21 protein-coding genes are annotated in these 17220 nt (G+C 70.3%); all 21 read right to left on the bottom strand.

Translation table 11 applies throughout. From position 1 onward, the window contains the following. Positions 1–2: 2 nt before the first annotated feature. Positions 3–635, bottom strand: coding sequence for a DUF2460 domain-containing protein (locus tag ACI6GS_RS02675; protein ID WP_439816229.1), 633 nt, complete (start codon positions 633–635; stop codon positions 3–5). A gap of 10 nt (positions 636–645) precedes the next feature. Then, on the bottom strand, positions 646–1260 hold the full coding sequence (locus ACI6GS_RS02670; protein WP_439816228.1) for a hypothetical protein: 615 nt from the start codon (positions 1258–1260) through the stop codon (positions 646–648). Beyond that, entirely contained in the window at positions 1260–1457 is a 198-nt protein-coding gene (locus ACI6GS_RS02665) for a phage tail assembly chaperone (protein ID WP_439816227.1), read from the bottom strand. The genes ACI6GS_RS02670 and ACI6GS_RS02665 overlap by 1 nt, the downstream gene beginning before the upstream one ends. 4 nt (positions 1458–1461) lie before the next feature. Then, the gene (locus tag ACI6GS_RS02660; RefSeq protein ID WP_439816226.1) at positions 1462–1791 is read right to left on the bottom strand and encodes a gene transfer agent family protein; all 330 of its coding nucleotides are present in this window, start codon (positions 1789–1791) and stop codon (positions 1462–1464) included. Next, positions 1791–2147 (bottom strand): hypothetical protein, encoded by a 357-nt coding sequence (locus ACI6GS_RS02655; RefSeq protein WP_439816225.1) that lies wholly within the window; start codon positions 2145–2147, stop codon positions 1791–1793. The genes ACI6GS_RS02660 and ACI6GS_RS02655 overlap by 1 nt, the downstream gene beginning before the upstream one ends. Positions 2148–2324: 177 nt before the next feature. Continuing rightward, positions 2325–2735, bottom strand: coding sequence for a phage tail tube protein (locus tag ACI6GS_RS02650; protein WP_439816224.1), 411 nt, complete (start codon positions 2733–2735; stop codon positions 2325–2327). A gap of 4 nt (positions 2736–2739) precedes the next feature. Then, complete coding sequence (locus ACI6GS_RS02645) at positions 2740–3159, bottom strand: DUF3168 domain-containing protein (protein WP_439816223.1); 420 nt, start codon at positions 3157–3159, stop codon at positions 2740–2742. Further along, positions 3156–3485: a phage head closure protein gene (locus ACI6GS_RS02640; RefSeq protein ID WP_439816222.1), complete on the bottom strand. Its 330-nt coding sequence runs from the start codon at positions 3483–3485 to the stop codon at positions 3156–3158. Before ACI6GS_RS02640 ends, ACI6GS_RS02645 begins: the two co-directional genes overlap by 4 nt. Then, positions 3482–4051: a head-tail connector protein gene (locus ACI6GS_RS02635; RefSeq protein WP_439816221.1), complete on the bottom strand. Its 570-nt coding sequence runs from the start codon at positions 4049–4051 to the stop codon at positions 3482–3484. Before ACI6GS_RS02635 ends, ACI6GS_RS02640 begins: the two co-directional genes overlap by 4 nt. Next, complete coding sequence (locus tag ACI6GS_RS02630) at positions 4041–5363, bottom strand: glycosyltransferase family 9 protein (protein ID WP_439816220.1); 1323 nt, start codon at positions 5361–5363, stop codon at positions 4041–4043. The genes ACI6GS_RS02635 and ACI6GS_RS02630 overlap by 11 nt, the downstream gene beginning before the upstream one ends. Positions 5364–5365: 2 nt before the next feature. After that, positions 5366–5761, bottom strand: coding sequence for a hypothetical protein (locus tag ACI6GS_RS02625; RefSeq protein ID WP_439816219.1), 396 nt, complete (start codon positions 5759–5761; stop codon positions 5366–5368). A 146-nt stretch (positions 5762–5907) separates the two neighbouring features. Next, entirely contained in the window at positions 5908–7128 is a 1221-nt protein-coding gene (locus tag ACI6GS_RS02620) for a phage major capsid protein (protein ID WP_439816218.1), read from the bottom strand. Positions 7129–7365: 237 nt separating this feature from the next. Continuing rightward, positions 7366–7881, bottom strand: a complete 516-nt coding sequence (locus ACI6GS_RS02615; protein ID WP_439816217.1) for an HK97 family phage prohead protease — start codon at positions 7879–7881, stop codon at positions 7366–7368. Beyond that, positions 7878–9065 (bottom strand): phage portal protein, encoded by a 1188-nt coding sequence (locus ACI6GS_RS02610; RefSeq protein ID WP_439816216.1) that lies wholly within the window; start codon positions 9063–9065, stop codon positions 7878–7880. The genes ACI6GS_RS02615 and ACI6GS_RS02610 overlap by 4 nt, the downstream gene beginning before the upstream one ends. Positions 9066–9229: 164 nt before the next feature. Further along, the gene (locus ACI6GS_RS02605) at positions 9230–10471 is read right to left on the bottom strand and encodes a DNA-packaging protein (RefSeq protein ID WP_439816215.1); all 1242 of its coding nucleotides are present in this window, start codon (positions 10469–10471) and stop codon (positions 9230–9232) included. Next, the gene (locus ACI6GS_RS02600) at positions 10434–10790 is read right to left on the bottom strand and encodes a hypothetical protein (RefSeq protein WP_439816214.1); all 357 of its coding nucleotides are present in this window, start codon (positions 10788–10790) and stop codon (positions 10434–10436) included. Before ACI6GS_RS02600 ends, ACI6GS_RS02605 begins: the two co-directional genes overlap by 38 nt. A 189-nt stretch (positions 10791–10979) precedes the next feature. Then, positions 10980–11822, bottom strand: coding sequence for an N-acyl homoserine lactonase family protein (locus ACI6GS_RS02595; RefSeq protein WP_439816213.1), 843 nt, complete (start codon positions 11820–11822; stop codon positions 10980–10982). Positions 11823–11890: 68 nt separating this feature from the next. Next, entirely contained in the window at positions 11891–12715 is an 825-nt protein-coding gene (locus ACI6GS_RS02590; protein WP_439816212.1) for a CheR family methyltransferase, read from the bottom strand. Continuing rightward, entirely contained in the window at positions 12712–13839 is a 1128-nt protein-coding gene (locus ACI6GS_RS02585; RefSeq protein ID WP_439816211.1) for a protein-glutamate methylesterase/protein-glutamine glutaminase, read from the bottom strand. The genes ACI6GS_RS02590 and ACI6GS_RS02585 overlap by 4 nt, the downstream gene beginning before the upstream one ends. A 16-nt stretch (positions 13840–13855) precedes the next feature. Beyond that, positions 13856–14224: a response regulator gene (locus ACI6GS_RS02580; protein WP_439816210.1), complete on the bottom strand. Its 369-nt coding sequence runs from the start codon at positions 14222–14224 to the stop codon at positions 13856–13858. Between the two features lie 153 nt (positions 14225–14377). Then, entirely contained in the window at positions 14378–17209 is a 2832-nt protein-coding gene (locus tag ACI6GS_RS02575; RefSeq protein ID WP_439816209.1) for a hybrid sensor histidine kinase/response regulator, read from the bottom strand. Positions 17210–17220: the final 11 nt, after the last annotated feature.

Genomic DNA, 17220 nt, shown 5'->3' with positions numbered 1-17220 from the left:
CCTCAGCATTCGCGGATCTCGATCAGGGGAAGCTCGGCCACCGCCTGCGCGGCCCAGGCTTCCCAGCTGGTTTCCAGGTGGTCGGTGTCGAAGCGCACTGGCACCAGGAACCGGAACCCCGCCTGGACCAGCAGGCCCGCGCCGGGGGCACTGGCAAAGCTGACGATCCCGGTCGTGGTATCGACGGTGAAGGCTGCGGTCTCCGTGCCGTTCACGGCGCAGCGCACGCTGCCCGGTACGGGCCGGGTAATGGTTCGCGACCGCTCCGCGCCCCCGCGGGCATAGGTCTTGCGCAGCTGGAACGCGGTGGTGGCGCCGTCGCCAGTCCCGATCGCCTGGTCGAGCGGGGTGGGTTCAATGCCGCCGGGGCCGGAGCCATGGTCCAGCGGATCGGGATAGAGGAAGCCCAGCGCCCGTCCCTGGACCGCGTGGAAATGCGCGACGACCTGCTCCAGCCGCTGCGCGGTGGTAATGCCGCGGGCGACGTTGTAGCGATGGCGCGCCTGGGCCCAGTTGATGTTGCGCTGCTCGTGCCCGCTGGCCAGGGTGACCACGGTCGTGGAGTAGCTGGGCCCGCCGCTGCTGCCCTGGGCGATGGCGCCGGGAAAGACGATGGGCAGGATGCCGCCGCTCATGGCCCTGGCCTCACAGCGTCCGCCGGCCGGCGGCGACCGCGCGCGCGATCTCGGCCTGGACCTGCGACCGCGCGCGGTTGAAGCCTCCGATGTCGGGCGTGTGGATCGTCACGTTCACCGTGGCGCCCGTCGCGGCACCGTTGGGCACGACCGTGCCCGCCGCGCGCGGCACGAACAGTTCGGGCCCGCGTTCGCCCACGACATAGGCACGGCCGGGCAGTGCGGGGCCGCCATCCGCCAGGAAGCCGGATATGCCGGCGCCCAGCAGGCCGCCTCCCCCTCCGCCCAGGCCAGCGGTCAGGCCGCGCAGCAGGGGCGCCACCACATTGGCGCGCAGGAAGAATGCGACCAGGTCCTGCGACAGGCGGGACAGGACGCGCGACCAGTCCGTCTCGACCCCGTTCAGGGCGCCGGCCAGGCTGCGCGACAGGCTGCGGCTGGCCAGCCCCGCGGCGCTGTCCAGCTGTTCCAGCCGCGCCCCAAGGCGGTCCAGCCCGGCTGTGTCCGGCGCCAGGCTCAGGCTGCGGTTCAGGCTGGCCGCACTGGCGGCGGCCTGGGCCTCCGCCGCCTCCAGCGTGCGGCGCAGCGGTTCAAGGTCGGCATCGGGCACGATCGTCGTCACCATCATCGGTCTCCGAATGTGCGGTCCAGGTGGGTCAGGTCCCGGCGCAGGGCGGCCTCGTGCCCGCTGGCAAAGCGGCCGCGCAGGCCCTCAAGAGCAGCCACGAGGTCGTCGGGTGTCGCCTGCCAGAAGGCCTCGGGCGTCCAGCCCAGCAGGCCCAGCGCCAGCCGCCGCCAGTCGGCCCAGTCAAGCCCGGCCATCGGCTCAGTGGCGGGTGGCGGGCGTGGCGGGATCGGGTCCGGCCACGGCGCGGACCAGGAACCCGGCCAAGGCAGGCCCCAGTCCGACCAGGCCGTGCGCCACCAGCGCGGGCCCCAGGTCGTCGGGCACACGCCCGCCCGCCTTGGCCGCTGGGCCGATCACGGCGAGCGCGTCCTTCAGCCCGAAGTCGCGCGACAGGAAGCGCCGCGTCAGCGGGATCAGCCCGGTGCCGGCGCGCTCCTCGATCTCCACCAGGGCCTCGAACGTGGGGCGCAGGGTCAGGTGGTGCGGGCCGATCACCAGGTCGACCTCGCCGCGATGCGGGTTGGCCATCACAGCCCCCTTGGCACACGCAGCGCCGCGACGCCGACGCCCGCCACCTGCGAATAGCTGACGACCGCGCGGCCCTGGCCATCGTTGAAGGCAGCGGGCGGGAACGGGCCGAAGATGCGCCGGCTGTTCGTGGCGACCGTGCCGCCGGCATTGGCCTTGGTCAGGCGGCCCATGCCGGCGACCTCGGCCGCGGTCACTTGCGCCGGGATCGTGACCGTGCAGGCGGTCCCGCCGGTCGTCACCAGCAGCAGCGTGGCGCCGTCATTGGCGAAGGCATCGCCGCCAGCCTCCGCCGTGCCCAGCGTCGTCAGGTCGATGCCGGCTTCCGCCGTCACCAGGGGTGTCAGGTTTGCCATGGATCGATCCTTGGAAAGGAGTTGAATTGGACACGTGTAGGTTGTTCCGGCATCCGTCGAGACAGGCCTTGCGGCCTTCCTCGGGAGGGCGACGTTGGGCATTTCCAAATGAAAACAACGTCGTCATGCAGAGGAGCGGCTCGAAGAGACGCGTCTCGAAGCATCCGGTGCGACCGATCAGGCCCGGTCGAAGCTGACGGCGCCGGCGCTTTCGACGGTCAGCTCGAAGGTTTCCTCGCCATCGTGGTCGCCTGCATAGTCGAGGGCCGTCACCATGGCCGGCATTGTCCAGCGCGAGCCGTCGCCGCGCGTGATGCGCCAGCGCACGACGGCCCGCGCCGCGAACAGGGTGCGCACCCGCTCGTGCGCCGTGCCGGAATCAAAGACACCGCGCCCCTTCAGGGTCAGGGATTGCACCCCCGCGCCGGGCAGAAGCTCGCGAAAGCCGCCGGAATCCTTGGCCGTGACGTCGACCGGCTGGACACTGGCCGACAGGACCGTGCCGCGCAGCCCCGCGACCGTCGCGAAGCCGCTGCCGCCGTCCAGGTTGACCTGCAACAGGAACAGGTCGCCGCGTTGCCGTGCCATTGTCTCACTCCGTGATCGGTTGTTCGGCTTCGATGCGCAGGCGGACCGCCAGCGGGACGCGCACCGTCTCGTGGTCGTCCTCGCGCGTCACGCGGCGCTGGCTGACGCGGCCGTCCAGCCAGCGCCAACCGCCGCCCAGGGGCAGCGCCACCCGGTCCAGCGCCAGGACGACACCGCCCGCCAGTTCCAGCGCCTCCGCCGCGCCATGGCGGCGGGACCAGCAGGTGATCTCGAACCGCGCGACCAGGCCGGCGCCCGTCTTGGTGCCGTCGTCAGCCGTCTCCTCCAGCCGCAGGCTGACAAAGGGAAAGGCGACGCGGCGGGGCACGTGGTCGAACACGCGAGTCCCGGCCAGGGCCGCGACGGCCGGGGCCGCCAGCAGGGTCGCGACCAGCGCCCGCTGCACGTCCAGTGCTGCGGTCATTGTGCGACCTCGCACAGCAGGGTGCAGCGGTTGGCGGGTCGCTGGGGCAGGAACGCCTTGATCGCCAGGGCCCGGCCGCGCCAGATCAGCCGCATGCCGGGCGCCAGGTCGTCGCGCGCCCGCAGGATCGCGCGGTGCGTCACCAGCCCCTCCGGCCGCTCGGCCGTCAGGCGCTCTCGCCCGGTCAGCGCGTCGACCTTGGCCCAGGCCATGCCGCCGACAGCCAGCCTTGCCCAGCCATGGACATGGCCGCCGCTGCCGTCTTCGGCCCCCGTCACCTCGGCCTGAAGCTCAACCCGTTCGCGCAGGGCGCCGACCGCGGTCATAGCCGCACCAGCCGGTACGGCGCCCACAGCGCCGCGACGCCATAGGGGACGGGCGCCAGCGTGGGGTCGGCGACGGCCTCCCGCCGCTCGTACCAATGCGCAGCCAGCAGGGCGATGCCCTGGACCAAGGGGGCAGGGACCTGATCCGCCGTCGTGCCATAGCCGGCGCGGTAGCGGATGGCGATGGCGTTCAGACGACGGGCGCTTGCGGGTCGCACCGCCGGGTCCAGCCGAATCCGCGCCGGCTCACCGGCCGTGTCCAACGTCCAGTCATCGGCACTCAGCGCGACCTCCGCGCCCTCCCCGTCGAACAGGGAAACGCCCGTCAGGCTGCGCAAGGGGGGCCGGGGCAGGTTGATCGCCCGGTCGGGCCAGGCGTCCAGCCACAGGCACCAGGCCTGGTCCAGCAGCGCCCGGCCGGTCGCCGCCTCGCACGCACTGCGTGCCGCCGCGACCAAGTGGAGGACGAGGGCGTCCTCGTCGTCCGTCTCCAGCCTCAGGTGCACCTTCATCGCCTCCAGCGACAAGGGCTCGACGCTCGGCGCCTCGGTCAGTTCAAGCGGCATGGGCCACCTCCATCGGGTCAAGGGCGGCCAGGACCGCATCCACCACGGCGTCGACCGGGATCGTCGCGGCACACAGGGCAAAGCCGGACGCATGGCGCGGGCAATGGCTGGTATCGGGATGCAGTCGGTGGCAGGGCTGGCAGGGTGCCGCCTCCGGTGCCGGGGCGAGGGCGGTGGTCCTGGTCCAGTCGCGTGTCAGGTTGACGGCGCTGGAATGGGACAGCAGCACGACCTTGGCATTGGCCTCGCATGCGGCCGCGTTCAGCAGGCCCGTCTCCGGCCCCACGACCAGCGTGGCCCGGGTCGCCAGCGCCATGGCGGCGCGCACGTCCTGGCGCCCCACCAGGTCCAGCAGGCGATCGCGATCGCCGCCAAAGGCCGCGACCTGGGCCAAGGCCGACCGCGCCAGCTCGGCGCAGTCTGGCCCCCCGGCCAGGGCCACCGTCACATCCGGCCGAGCGGCCAGCAGGCGGACCAGGGCGGCCGGTGTCCACGGCCACACCTTGTGCTCCGCCGAGCCGCCCAGAACCCAAAGGACCAGCGGCCGATGACGCGCGACCAGCGCGTCCGCCTGTGCCACCTCGTCGGCCGTGGGGTGGAAGCGCTGGCGAGGGCCCTCATAGGAGACATCCGCAATCGCGTGCGTCTGCTCCAGGTAGTTGACGCCACAGGCCAGCCGTCGCGCCGCATCGGGCCAGAAGAAGTCCAGGCGCCCCGGCACCTTCAACAGGCTGGCCTCGACACTCTCGGTCAGGTTGATGACGCGGTCGAAGCGGGTCGCAAGGGCCGCCCAGTATGCCGGCAGGTCGCCCATCGCCACCTGGTCGCGGTCCTGCACGATCCAGGCATCCACATGGGGGTCGTGGCGCAGCACGGCTTCCCCCTCAGGTCCGGTATTGACCGTGACGTGCCAGCCATCGGCCTTCAGCGCCGGCAGGATGGACGACGCCATCAGCGCGTCGCCCAGCCCGCCATAGCGGATCACCAGGCAGTTGCGCACCCGCCGCCACCAGGGGCGATAGACCCAGGCGCCATCGCTGCGGCGTCGCGCAACCAGCAGGCCGCCTTCGTCCTCCACGACCTCGGCGCCACTGGTGAGGGCCGCCGCGTGCAGGGCATCGCGATCCGCCGGCGTCGCCGCGGTCATGACCAGGCAACCGCCGGGCCGCACCGTGGCCCAGGCCACGTCCAGGGCGACGCCCGCCGGCGTCACCCAGTCCAGCGCTCCCTCCGCGATCAGGCCCGGTGCGGTCAGCACCGTACCCAGGCCACGGCGCCAGGGCACCGCCAGCCAGTCCAGGATCGTGGCCATTCTCAGACGGGCCCCTGCGCGGGGTAGCCGCGATGGACGAAGCCGACGCTTGCCGCCCCGCTGGTGGCACCGGCCACGACCATGCGGGCGCGGACGTACCGCTCCGGTCCCAGGTAGCCGACGCGCTGCACGCTGCCGGCCGCGGCGGTTCCGGTCGCAGCCGCGAAAGTGCCGCGCAGGTCCGCCGTCCCGACGGGGGCGAAGGTCGTGCCGTCGGCGCTTGCCTCCAGCGACGGCGTATGGGTGCCGTCGGTCCACGCGCCGAAGCCCACGACGACCATCGCGGCATCGAAGCCGCGCAGGTCGACGGTGGAGCCGGTCGTGGTGCCATTGGTCCTGACCGCGGGTGTCAACGTCACCGCGGCGTCCTGGCGTGCCGCCAGATCGCGATTGGGCATGTTTTCTCCATGTTCTGGATAGAGGCACCTCATCCTGAGGTGCGAGCGAAGCGAGCCTCGAAGGATGGGCAGCCAGCACAGGTGGCCCATCCTTCGAGACGGCCTGCGGCCTCCTCAGGATGAGGACGGAAGGGGGAGGGGCAGCGTCAGGCGAAGCGGACCAGCTTGATCGCGTCGAAGTTGAGGACGTCTCCGCCGACCCGCCGGGTGGTATAGAACTTGACCTGCGGCTTGGCGGTATAGGGATCGCGCAGCGTGCGGATCCCGGCGCGATCCACGATCAGGTAGCCCTCGGCAAAGTTGCCGAAAGCGATCGACAGGCTGCCATTGGCGAGCGACGGCATGTCCTCCGCCTCCATCACCGGATGGCCCAGCAGGGTGGCCGGCTGACCTGCGGTCAGGCCCGGCTGCCAGAGGTACTGCCCGGTCGTCGCTTCCTTCAGCAGGCGGGTCGCGGCGACCGTCGCCTTGGCCATCATCCACACGGCGCCGGCGCGATAGGCGGCCTTCAACGCATAGAACGCATTCATCAGGGGATCGGCCGGGTTGCTGGCGGCAAAGGCGCCGGCCGTGCCGGTGCCGACATGCTCGAACGTGCCCCAGGGCCGCACCGCGTCCGTGCTGGCAGCGGTCGGATAGGACAGGAAGCCGCGCGGGCGCCCGACCCCGTTGCCAGAGACGAACGCGGTGTTTTCGGCCCGGCCCATCTTCTCGGCCACCCGTGCGGCCAGGAATGCCTCGACGTCGAAGGCGGCATCGTCCAGCAGCTTCTGGCTGGCCCGCGGCTCGGCATACATCTCGTGGACCGGGATGCGCCACTGGCCCAGCGCCGGCGTCGCCGTCTCCGCCCGTGTGCCCAGTTCGGCGGTCCAGCCGATGTCGGGCTCGCCCAGGTCCAGGATTCCCTCGATCGCGTCGGAGGTGATGCTGGCCTGGCCCGCCACCTGCCGCATCGGGCTCGAGTCACGCAGGCGCTGGACGATCCGGTCCGACATCTCGGGCCCCACAAGGTAGCCGCCATCGGGGTCGGAGCCGACCGACAGCGCCTTGGCCTCCAGCGCCTGCAGTGGCGCCTCGTTGCCCTTGCGCAGATAGGCGAGCAGGGCCTGCTTGTGCTCGACGCCGCGGGCGTCGATCGACCGTCCGCCGTCCAGGCCCGGCCGGCGCAGCGCGGTGCCCAGTTGCTCCACCTGCTCCGACAGGCGGGTCAGCTCACCGTTAAGGCGGTCGACGGTTTCGGTCTGCAGGGGATCGACGCTGCCCTTGCGCTCCAGTGTCGCCAGGCGCGCGTCGTTCTGGCTGCGGAACTCGCTGAACGTGCGGGCAAGCTCGTCCGTGGCGGCCTGCACCGCGATCAGGTCGGTCATTCGGTGGTTTCCTTTCGGCAAAAGGGATCTGTTCGTGTCCGCCTCAAATGGGGGCGTAAAGGTCGTCAAAGATGCTTCGAGACGCGTCGCTTCGCGCCGCTCCTCAGCATGACGCCGTTGACTTCATTGGGGTTTTTCGACGGTCGTCATCCTGAGGAGGGCCGCAGGCCCGTCTCGAAGGATGTTGAAGCAGACCTCCACACGCTCCCCGGTGCGGTGATGTATGAGGTTACATAGCTAGCGCAGTGCGGCGGTCGCGCGGCGCAGGCTGGCCAGCAGGCGCGCCTCCGCCTTGACGTCGGCCACGCGGGCACCGTCATTCGCCGGGAATGTCACCAGGCTGATTTCGCGCAAGGTCACCCGGCGCAGGGTGCGCGTGCCAGTCCGCGGATCGCGCGTCGCCTCGACCGCGGCATAGCCGATCGACAGGCCGGTGACCGCACCCAGGCGCAGCAGCTCGAACGCCTCCCGCCCCCGCCTGGTGCCCAGGGCCAGGCGCCCGGTCACGGCCAGGCCGCGGCCATCCTCGGCAAGAGCGGTCCAGATGCCGATGGGCTCCGCCGCTTCGTGCTGCCACAGCATCGGCGGCGACAGGCGCCGCGCCCGCCAGGCGGCCAGACTGGCGCGGAAGGCGCCGGGCGCCACGACATCGCCCTGCCCGTCGACCAGCCCAAAGATCGAGGCATAGCCCGACAGGATGCCGTCGGGGGCCAGGGCACGCGCTTCCAGCGTGGCCGCAATCCGCGCGTTCATGGCGTTACCCCCAGCGCGTCGCCACCCGCTACCGGGCCATAGCCCAGCGCGGCGCGCTGCTCGTTCAGGGTCAGGACGGCTGCCGCCTCCCGCACCTTGGCCCAGCGTGCCGCCCGCCTTGGTTCCAGCGCTGCGATCTCATCCCGGTCGGGGATCAGGCGCACGACGCCGGCCTGCGGTCCCAGCCAGCGGGCAAAGGCGCCGGCCACCCGCTCGACCAACGGCAGGATCGTGTCCTCCCACAAGGCCAGCCGCGCCTCACCCAGGTTGGCATAGGTCTGCGCGTCGGGAATGCCGATCAGCTGTGCCGGCACGCCAAAGGCCAGCGCGATCTCCCGCGCTGCCATGTCCCGGCCCTTCAGCCAGTCCATCTCGGCCGGGGTCAGGGCCAGGCTGCGCCAGTCCATGCCGCCTTCCAGCAGCATCGGCCGCCCGGCATTGTGCGCGCCCTGCCACTGCTCCGCGATCTCGGCCTTCAGGCGGTCGAACTGCGTGTCGGCCAGGGTCGATGGCCCATCCTTGGGGGCATAGACCAGGGCGCCCGATGGCCGCGCGCCATTGTCCAGCAGCGCCTTGTTCCAGGCACTGGCCGCCCCGTGCTGGTCGACGGCGACGGCCGCCGCCTCCAGCGGGCTCAACCCGTACCAGTCGTCCAGCGGGTGCAGTGCCTTCAGGTGCAGGATGGGGGAGGCGCCCGTGACCGGGTCGACCACGTGCACGGTGGCCTGGCCGCCGACGCGATGTTCGAACGCGGCGGGCCATCCCGCTGGACCGGGCACAATCCGTACCCGATCCGGGCGCAGCAGATGCAGCTCCCTCGGGCGGCCGCCGGCCCCGGCAATCGCCTCGACATAGGCATTGCCGCCAATCAGCAGGTGGGCCAGCAGCGTCTCCCGGAACGCCCACCCGTCCTGGCCCGGATTCGGCCGCACCAGCAGGCGGGACAGCGCACCGTCCGCCACCTCCCGCCCCGCCCCGTCATAGGCCAGCCACGGTACCGTGGCTCCGGCCCCGGCGATCAGGCTGACGCAGCGGTGCACCACGACATTGCGGCGAAAGCCCTCGTCGGCCAGCGCCTCGTACCGCCGGGGCGTCCAGCGGGGAGCCGCCAGTGGCGCCCAGGCCGCATAGGCCGCGGCCTTCTGCCCGCGGTCACGCGCAAACCATCCTGCCCAGAACGGCATGGTCGATCCTTTCGCGATGGGTGGCAGGGTCGCTCAAGCATCCTTCGAGATGCGTCTTCGACGCTCCCCAGGATGACGACCGTGAGATTCTTTGAATGAAAGCAGCTTCATGTTGAGGCGGGTGTGCAGCCACCCGTCTCGACGCATCCGGTGAAACGGTTCCGCTACAGCGCCCGGATCCGCGGGCTCGGCTCCGGCTTGCCCAGCATCAGGTGCGTGATGGCCCAGACCAGGGCATCCGCCCGGTCGCAGGGTCCATCGGGTCCGGCCTGCGTGAAGCGCAGCAGCTGTGCCTCAAGCTCCGGTAATGCGCCGACATGGTGCACCCGGCCCTGCTCGTACAGCGCGCTGACCGGCTGGGCGCGCGCCGCCTTGGACCGGCTGGCCCGCACTTCGGCCAGCGGCACGGTGTGATCGCCCGACCGCAGGACGTCGCGTACCAGGGCGCCGCCCTGGTTGGTCTCCGCCACCAGCGTGTCGGCCTCGTGCCGGTGCCAGGCCTCGACCGCGCGCGCCGCCCATTGCTGGGGCGACGCATGGGTCGACAGGTCGGCCAGGACATAGCCGTGCCCGTCATGGCCGATCCCGGCCACCACGATGCCCGTCTCGGCCCCGTCCCCTTGCGCCGCCACGGACGGGTCGATCGCCACGACGACACGGGCCAGTTCGGGCGCGGCCCGCCTATGGTCGTCGATCATGGCGCGGGTCCACAGGGCACCCGGAACGTCGTCCAGCACCTCGGCGTGCAGTTCCTGGCGGCCCAGGCGCGTCCCCTCGTACCGCCCCACCATCGCCTCAAGGAAGGTCGGCGGCAGGGCCGTGTTCTCGAATGTGGAGCCTTTGGTCACCTCGCCCGCCTCCCGCAGCAGGCGGCGCACCAGGTCGTTGGGGCGCGGCGTCGTGGTGGCGATCCAGCGTGGGGCCGTGCCCAAACGCAGGCCCAGCAGAAGCTGGTCCCAGGCATCCGGATCGGCCCACTTTGCAACCTCGTCGGCCCAGGCGGCATCGTGCTGCGGCCCGCGCAACTGGTCGGCCGCGGCCGCCGAATAGGCCTGGGCCACGACCCCGTTCTTCCAGCGCAGGCGGCCCAGACTGGGCTCCCAGCGTGGCCGGTTCCAGGGGGGTGAGATGTCCAGCAGGCCGCTTTCGCCCTCGACCATCACCTTGCGCACGTCGGCCTCGGTGGCGCCAACCAGGGCGATGCGGCGGAATCGGCCGCTCTCGGCCATGGCGCGGACCCATTCGGCGCCCATGCGCGTCTTGCCAAAGCCGCGCCCCGCCAGGACCAGCCAGCCCGGCCAGTCGCCCTGCGGCGCCAGCTGCTTTTGGCGAGCCCAGAAGCGCCAGTCGAACAGCAGCCGATGGCGGTCAGTCCGCGTCAGGCCGGCCAGGAAATCCTTGCGCAACGGCCTTGGCAGAGACCCGATCCAACGACTGTTCGAGTCGCGCGTCGTAGCCGTCCGCGTCTTCGGTTCCAAGGTCGCTCCCCTGTCCGTCCAGCTTCAGCAGGCTGCGCTCCCGCGCGATCAGGATGTCGGTCGACCGGACCAGCGTGCGCAGCATCGTGGCGATGCTGTCCCGGCCGAATGCGGCGGGCGGCCCGTCCTGGCCCAGGTGCGCATGCAGGCGGGCCTGGGTCAGGGCGACCGTCTCCCTCAGGGATGCGATCAGGGCCTGGTGCTGCCGATGGACAGTCCCGGCCTGTGCGTCGGCGATGTCCGTCATCCCCGCACCTTTCGCGATCAGATCAGAATGTGACCCAATATGTGCACAAGTTGCCCAATATGTCAATGGAATTTTGCTGAAGCTGTACCCGATCGCCTGCCGGCTCCTCCCCCACCTGCGGCGGGGGAGGGCACCGATGCGCATGCGTCTCGCGGGTCTCCTGCAAGGGATTTCACAGGTGCTGCGGTCCTATTCCAGCGCGGCGGGGAACTTCGGCAGGGCGTCGAAGTCGGGGATCTCGTGCTGGATCACCAGGCGGGCCTTGGTCTCGTCCAGGACGCCCTTGATGTGCTCGAACGAGGCAAGGGTCGCTGCCTTGTCATCGTTGAAGCCGGGCACGATCCCCTTCTCGAAGTTCTCATGCGTGTGCCACAGGTCGCCCGACAGCAGCAGCGGCCCGCTGTCCAGCTTCAGCAGCAGCATGTAGTGGCCCGGCGTGTGGCCGGGGGAGGCGAGCATGGTCACCGTGCCGTCGCCGAACACATCGTGGTCGCCGCTGATCTCGATCGTCCTGGCCGGGTCATGGCCCGCCGTTGCCGCCGGGTTCACGCCGAACGGTGTCGGCTCCCGCTTGGCATAGGCGACTTCCTTCGGGTCGACGATCCAGGTTGCGTCGGGAAACAGGCCCGCATTCCCGGTATGGTCGAAATGAAAGTGCGAGAACGCGACCAGCTTGATGTCCGCGGGCTTCAGGCCCAGTTGCTCCAGCTGCGCCGCCAGGGTCACCGGTACCGTGATGCGGGAGCCTGGACCCGGCTCCAGGACGTGGTCCGGCATGGCGTGGATCGCATCGCCAAAGCCGGTGTCCCACAGCAGGTCGCCCTTGGCATGGCGGATCAGGTAGCAGGGAGAGATCAGGTTGCCCTTGACCCCCTTCGGTCCGCTGCCGTCCCCGAACAGGGACATGTCATCGAGCGCGATGCGCCCGCAGTCCATGGTGTAGAGCTTCAGGCCGGCTTCGGCCTGGGCGGCGTGGCCTGTGCCAAGCGCCAGCGCCGCGGCGCCAAGCGCCGCCAGCAGCATCGTCCTCATCGCATCCTCCCGCTTCTTTTGCGGGGGGCATGGTGCCGCGCGCGGGCGGCACCATCAACCGACCCGGATCAATGGCGGGGCGATGTCGCGGGAACGTAGAGGCCGCGCGCGTCCTTGGCCGGGCGATAGGCGGTGGTAATGCCCAGCACGGTTTCGGCGGCGCCCAGGAACAGGAAGCCGTCGTCCGGCATGACCTTGGAAATCCGGGCCAGGACCTCGCCCTTGGTCTGGGCGTCGAAATAGATCAGCACGTTGCGACAGAACACGACGTCGAAGCGGCCAAGCGCGGTCAGGTCGTGCAGCAGGTTGTACTCGCGATACTTCACCATCGCCTTCAACGCGGGATCGATCTGCCACTGGTCGCCCACCTGGGTGAAGTACTTCACCAGCATCTGGATCGGCAGGCCGCGCTGGACCTCGAACTGGGTGTAGAGGCCGGCCCGTGCCCGGTCCAGCACGTCGGTGGACAGGTCGGTGCCCACCAGCTCGATGCGCCAGCCGCGCAAGAGCTCGGCCTTCTCCTTCAGGATCATCGCGACGGAATAGGGCTCCTGCCCCGTCGACGCCGCGGCGAACCAGATGCGGATCGTCTTGGTCCCCGCGCGCGAGGTCATCAACTCGGGCAGGATCACCTTCTCGAACAACTCGAACGGTGTCTTGTCGCGGAAGAAGAACGACTCGTTGGTCGTCATTGCTTCCGTGATGTCCTTCAGCAGCGACTCGTCCCGGCGCGCACGCAGGGCCTGGACCAGCTGCTCCAGGCCCGCCAGGCCGCGCTTGCGGGCGACCGGGATCAACCGGCTTTCCAGCAGGTAGAGCTTGTCCCGGGTCAGCACCAGGCCCGAACGCTGCCGGATGATGCCGGCCAGCAGGTCGAAATCCTCGGGCTTCATGGCGTACCCCTGCCAATCAGGCGCAGCAGCGTGGGCGCGATCTCCGCCAGGGGCAGGACCTGCGCGCACAATCCCGCCTGGGCGACGGCACCCGGCATGCCCCAGACCACGCTGGTGGCCTCGTCCTGCGCGATCAGCGTGCCGCCGCTCTCGACCAAGGTGCGGGACGCCTTCAGCCCGTCGCTGCCCATGCCGGTCAGCATCAGGGCCAGGCAGCCGGCGCCATAGAGGGCGCTTGCCGTGCGGAAGAGTGGCTCCACCGACGGGCGGCAGAAATTCTCCGGCGGATCGCGGGTCAGGCGGATGCGGCGCTCGCCATTGGTGTCGACGATCTGCATGTGGTGGTCGCCGGGCGCCACATAGATGTGGTCGGCCAGGACCGGGTCGCCATCCTTGCCCTCCGCCGACGGCATGCCGGAGGCACGGCCCAGGTGCTCGGCCAGGATCGCGGTGAAGGTCGCCGGCATGTGCTGCGCGATCAGGATGGGCAGGCCCGGCCGCACTTTCTTCAGGCCGCCCAGCACGCCGGCCAGGGCCTGTGGGCCACCGGTGGACGAGCCGATCAGGAGGACGCGCGGCCGCGCGGTCCCGGCCGCGCGCAACTTCACCGGCTCACGCGGGGACAGGCGCGAGGTCTGGACGGCAGGCGTCGCCAGGCGCGGCGCCGGTGCTGCCGCCGAGCGGGTGCGCAGGCCGTGCGCCAGGGCGCGGATCTTGGCGATCAGTTCCAGGCGGAAGGCGATCGCCGCATCGGCCGAACGCGTCGATTCCGGCTTGGCCAGGTAATCGGAGGCTCCAAGCTCTAGCGCCTTCAGGCTGATCTCGGCATTGCGCCGCGTCAGGGTGGAGGCCATCACCACCCGCAGGCCCGGCCGCGCGGCCAGCAGCTTGGGCAGCGCGGTCAGGCCGTCCATCTCCGGCATCTCGATGTCCAGGACCAGGACCTCGGGATCGGCCTGCTTGACCATCGCGACGGCGGCCTGGCCGTTGGCGGCGCTGGCCACCACTTCCAGGTCGGCTTCCTGCGAGAGCCAGCGGGTGATCAGGCCGCGGATGATGGCCGAATCGTCGACGACCATGACCCGATAGGGCCGGTCGGCCCCGGCGGGCCGCGACTCGCTCATGGCTGGGCCTGACATGTCAGCCGCCCAGACCGACCTGTTCGAACTTCGATTCCAGGATCTCGCGGTCGAACGGCTTCATCACGTATTCGTCGGCCCCCGCGGCGATCGCCTCGCGGATATGGCTGATGTCGTTCTCGGTCGTGCACAGGATGACCTTGGGCTGGGTGCCGCCGGGGTCGGCGCGCAGCGCGCGCAGGAACTCGATCCCCGACATCACCGGCATGTTCCAGTCCAGCAGGATGCCGTCCGGCATGCGTGCCCGGCACTTTTCCAGCGCGATGCTGCCGTCCGCGGCCTCGTCCACCTCGAACCCCAGTTCGACCAGGATGCGGCGGGCCACGGTGCGGATGACGCGGGAATCATCGACGATCAGGCAGGTCTTCATGGGGATCGCCTCTCCATCCTGCGGCAACCGGTGCTGCACCCGCCACGGGTACTGGCGGATGCGTTATTAACCTTGTTTGCGAAGCGGAACAATGACCTGCCTCATGGATCGCTGGCGGGCCATCGGCCCGCCAGCGGTCGGCGAGTGGCAGGATCAGGCGGCGCGCCGGTGACCCGGCGTGTGGCCCGAGGGCGTGTGACCCGAGGGAGCGGCGCTGTCGCCCAGGGAAGCTTCGCGCATGACCGTCTCCAGCGCCTGGAGCAGGGCCTGGCGGTCGAACTTCGCGACATAGTCGGTGAAGCCGACAGTCCGCCCGCGCTCGAAGTCACCGGGGCTGGAGCGCGACGACAGGGCGACGATCGGCGTCTCGCGCCAGATGCCTTCGGCGCGCACCGTCTCGGCCAACTCGAAGCCGCTCATGCCAGGCATCTCGATGTCGCTGACGATCACGTCAAAGGTCATGTTCTGCTCGCGCAGGCGCAACGCCGCCTTGGCGTCGGCGGCACTCGTGACCTCGAAGCCGGCGGCCGACAGGACGGGCGTCAGCATGGAGCGGAAAAAGGCGCTGTCCTCGACCAGCAGCAGCCGCTTGCCGCCCACCTGGGTCGCCTCGGGATCGCCCTTGCGCTCGAACCAGTCGGGATAGGCGGTGGTCAGGAAGTGGCCGACGTCCAGCACTTCGGTCGCCTTGCCGCGCAGGACGGCGGAGCCCAGCATGCCCGCGGTATGCGCGGGCAGTTCGACGTCCAGCTTCTCGTCGATGATGTCCAGGATCTCGTCCACGGCCAGGCCCATGGCGCGGCCGTCGTCGGCAAAGACGATGACCGGCTGCCGGCCGATGTCGCGCAGGCGCTGCTGGTCCGACACGGCGACCAGCGGCATCAGGCGGCCGCGATACTGCACGACCATGCGGCCGTTGCTGCGCTCGATGTCCTTGGCCTCGAACTCCTCCAGGCGCGCGACCAGGGCCAGCGGCACCGCCTTCGGCTCCTCGGAGCCGGCGCGGAACAGCAGCATGGCGACGGACTCGTCGGACACGGCGACCTGCTCCTCCTCCATGTGCTGGGTGCGCGACTGGCCCGCATGGGAGTCGGCCGTGGCTGCGGCGATGCCGTTGGGGTCCAGGATCATGATGACGCTGCCGTCGCCCAGGATCGTGTTGCCAGAGAACAGCGACAGGTGGCGCAGGATCGGGGCCACCGGCTTGACCACGATTTCCTCGGTGTCGAACACGCGGTCCACGACGATGCCAAAGGTATAGGCGCCGACCTGGCTGACGATGACGAACGCTTCCTCCAGGCTGCGCGCGGTGGGATCGCCCAGGCCCAGCACCTTGTCCAGGTAGACCAGCGGCAGCAGCGTGTCGCGCAGGCGCAGGACCGGGGTCTGGTTCACCAGCTCGATCCGGTGCTCGCTGTCGCCCGACGCGCGCACCAGTTCCAGCACGCTGATCTGCGGGATCGCGAAACGTTCCGTCGCGCATTCGACGATCAGGGCAGAGACGATCGCCAGGGTCAGGGGGATCTTGATCGTGAAGCTGCTGCCGCGGCCGGCCTGGCTCTTCACGTCGACCGTGCCGCCGATCTTCTCGATGTTCGACTTGACGACGTCCATGCCGACGCCGCGACCCGACACGCTGGTCACCTTCTCGGCCGTCGACAGGCCGGGATGGAAGATCAGCTTGTGGATCTGGGCGTCCGTCATGGCCGCCGCCTCTGCCTCGGTCACCAGGCCGTTGGTGCGTGCCTTGGCCAGGATCTTGGGCCCGTTCAGGCCGCGCCCGTCGTCGCTGATCGAGATGATGATGTGACCGCCTTCATGGAAGGCATCCAGCGTGACGCGCCCGGTCTCGGGCTTGCCCGCGGCGCGCCGCTCGGCCGGCGTCTCCAGGCCATGGTCCGCGGAATTGCGCACCATGTGGGTCAGCGGGTCCTTGATCAGCTCCAGCACCTGCCGGTCCAGCTCGGTCTCGGCGCCGTGCATCTGCAGGTCGATCTTCTTGTGCAGTTCGTGGCCCAGGTCGCGCACGATCCGCGGCAGCTTGGCCCAGGCATTGCCGATCGGCTGCATGCGCGTCTTCATGACGCTCTCCTGCAGCTCGCTGGTGCAATGGCTCAGCCGCTGCAGCGGCACCGCGAACTCGCTGTCGTCCAGCTTGCGGACCATCTGCATCAGCTGGTTCCGCGTCAGGACCAGCTCCGACACCATCGTCATGAGGTTTTCCAGCAGATCGACGCTGACGCGGATCGACTGGTTGGCGACGGAGGATTCGCTGCTGCGGGCTTCGCCCGCGGGCGCCGCCGCGACGGCGGTTTCCTCGGGATGATGGGCGACGGCGGCGATCTTCGGCGTTGCTGCCGCGGGCATCTCCTCGGGCCCGGCGGCGGCGGCGAAGGCAGCCTCAAGCTCGTCCAGGCTTACCTCGCCGGGGCGCAGGGCGCGGCCCAGCGACGAATCGTAGGGGCCATCGGCCTCGGCAGCGACGATGGCGACGGGTGCGGGGGGCGGGGCCGGCGGCAGGGCGACCGCGGGGCGCGGGCCAGGCACCACATTCGACACGGGTTCGACCGGCGCGGGGGCCGCCGCCTTCACCGGCGCGTCTTCCAGCTTGCCTTCGGCAGCCAGGTTCAGGCGGGCGATCAGGTCGGTATCCTCGCCCGGCGGCTCGGCCTCGGTCGCCTCCAGCACGGCCAGGATCTCCTTGATCTGGTCGAGCGAGGCGAGGACGACCGTCACCGTCGGCACGGTCACGACCAGGGCGCCGTCGCGGATCTTGCCCAGCACGTTCTCGGAGGCATGGGCCACCGCTTCAAGGCGCGGCAGGCCCAGGAAGCCGCAGGTCCCCTTGATCGTGTGGACCAGGCGGAAGATGTTCGACAGGACTTCCTTGTTGTTCGGATCCTGCTCCAGCTTGACCAACTCGCGATCAACGACGTCCAGGCTTTCGAACGTCTCGGTCAGGAATTCGCGCAGCAGATCGTCCATGAGCAGCTCCC

This window comes from Zavarzinia sp. CC-PAN008 (genome assembly GCF_051903925.1).
GTDB lineage: Bacteria > Pseudomonadota > Alphaproteobacteria > Zavarziniales > Zavarziniaceae.
This window is presented reverse-complemented; position numbering and strand designations above follow the sequence as displayed.

Excerpts from the sequence above, each read along its gene's own strand:
- ACI6GS_RS02675 (WP_439816229.1), bottom strand. The coding sequence starts at position 635 with ATGAGCGGCGGCATCCTGCCCATCGTCTTTCCCGGCGCCATCGCCCAG.
- ACI6GS_RS02670 (WP_439816228.1), bottom strand. The coding sequence starts at position 1,260 with ATGGTGACGACGATCGTGCCCGATGCCGACCTTGAACCGCTGCGCCGC.
- ACI6GS_RS02665 (WP_439816227.1), bottom strand. The coding sequence starts at position 1,457 with ATGGCCGGGCTTGACTGGGCCGACTGGCGGCGGCTGGCGCTGGGCCTG.
- ACI6GS_RS02660 (WP_439816226.1), bottom strand. The coding sequence starts at position 1,791 with ATGGCCAACCCGCATCGCGGCGAGGTCGACCTGGTGATCGGCCCGCAC.
- ACI6GS_RS02655 (WP_439816225.1), bottom strand. The coding sequence starts at position 2,147 with ATGGCAAACCTGACACCCCTGGTGACGGCGGAAGCCGGCATCGACCTG.
- ACI6GS_RS02650 (WP_439816224.1), bottom strand. The coding sequence starts at position 2,735 with ATGGCACGGCAACGCGGCGACCTGTTCCTGTTGCAGGTCAACCTGGAC.
- ACI6GS_RS02645 (WP_439816223.1), bottom strand. The coding sequence starts at position 3,159 with ATGACCGCAGCACTGGACGTGCAGCGGGCGCTGGTCGCGACCCTGCTG.
- ACI6GS_RS02640 (WP_439816222.1), bottom strand. The coding sequence starts at position 3,485 with ATGACCGCGGTCGGCGCCCTGCGCGAACGGGTTGAGCTTCAGGCCGAG.
- ACI6GS_RS02635 (WP_439816221.1), bottom strand. The coding sequence starts at position 4,051 with ATGCCGCTTGAACTGACCGAGGCGCCGAGCGTCGAGCCCTTGTCGCTG.
- ACI6GS_RS02630 (WP_439816220.1), bottom strand. The coding sequence starts at position 5,363 with ATGGCCACGATCCTGGACTGGCTGGCGGTGCCCTGGCGCCGTGGCCTG.
- ACI6GS_RS02625 (WP_439816219.1), bottom strand. The coding sequence starts at position 5,761 with ATGCCCAATCGCGATCTGGCGGCACGCCAGGACGCCGCGGTGACGTTG.
- ACI6GS_RS02620 (WP_439816218.1), bottom strand. The coding sequence starts at position 7,128 with ATGACCGACCTGATCGCGGTGCAGGCCGCCACGGACGAGCTTGCCCGC.
- ACI6GS_RS02615 (WP_439816217.1), bottom strand. The coding sequence starts at position 7,881 with ATGAACGCGCGGATTGCGGCCACGCTGGAAGCGCGTGCCCTGGCCCCC.
- ACI6GS_RS02610 (WP_439816216.1), bottom strand. The coding sequence starts at position 9,065 with ATGCCGTTCTGGGCAGGATGGTTTGCGCGTGACCGCGGGCAGAAGGCC.
- ACI6GS_RS02600 (WP_439816214.1), bottom strand. The coding sequence starts at position 10,790 with ATGACGGACATCGCCGACGCACAGGCCGGGACTGTCCATCGGCAGCAC.
- ACI6GS_RS02595 (WP_439816213.1), bottom strand. The coding sequence starts at position 11,822 with ATGAGGACGATGCTGCTGGCGGCGCTTGGCGCCGCGGCGCTGGCGCTT.
- ACI6GS_RS02590 (WP_439816212.1), bottom strand. The coding sequence starts at position 12,715 with ATGAAGCCCGAGGATTTCGACCTGCTGGCCGGCATCATCCGGCAGCGT.
- ACI6GS_RS02585 (WP_439816211.1), bottom strand. The coding sequence starts at position 13,839 with ATGAGCGAGTCGCGGCCCGCCGGGGCCGACCGGCCCTATCGGGTCATG.
- ACI6GS_RS02580 (WP_439816210.1), bottom strand. The coding sequence starts at position 14,224 with ATGAAGACCTGCCTGATCGTCGATGATTCCCGCGTCATCCGCACCGTG.
- ACI6GS_RS02575 (WP_439816209.1), bottom strand. The coding sequence starts at position 17,209 with ATGGACGATCTGCTGCGCGAATTCCTGACCGAGACGTTCGAAAGCCTG.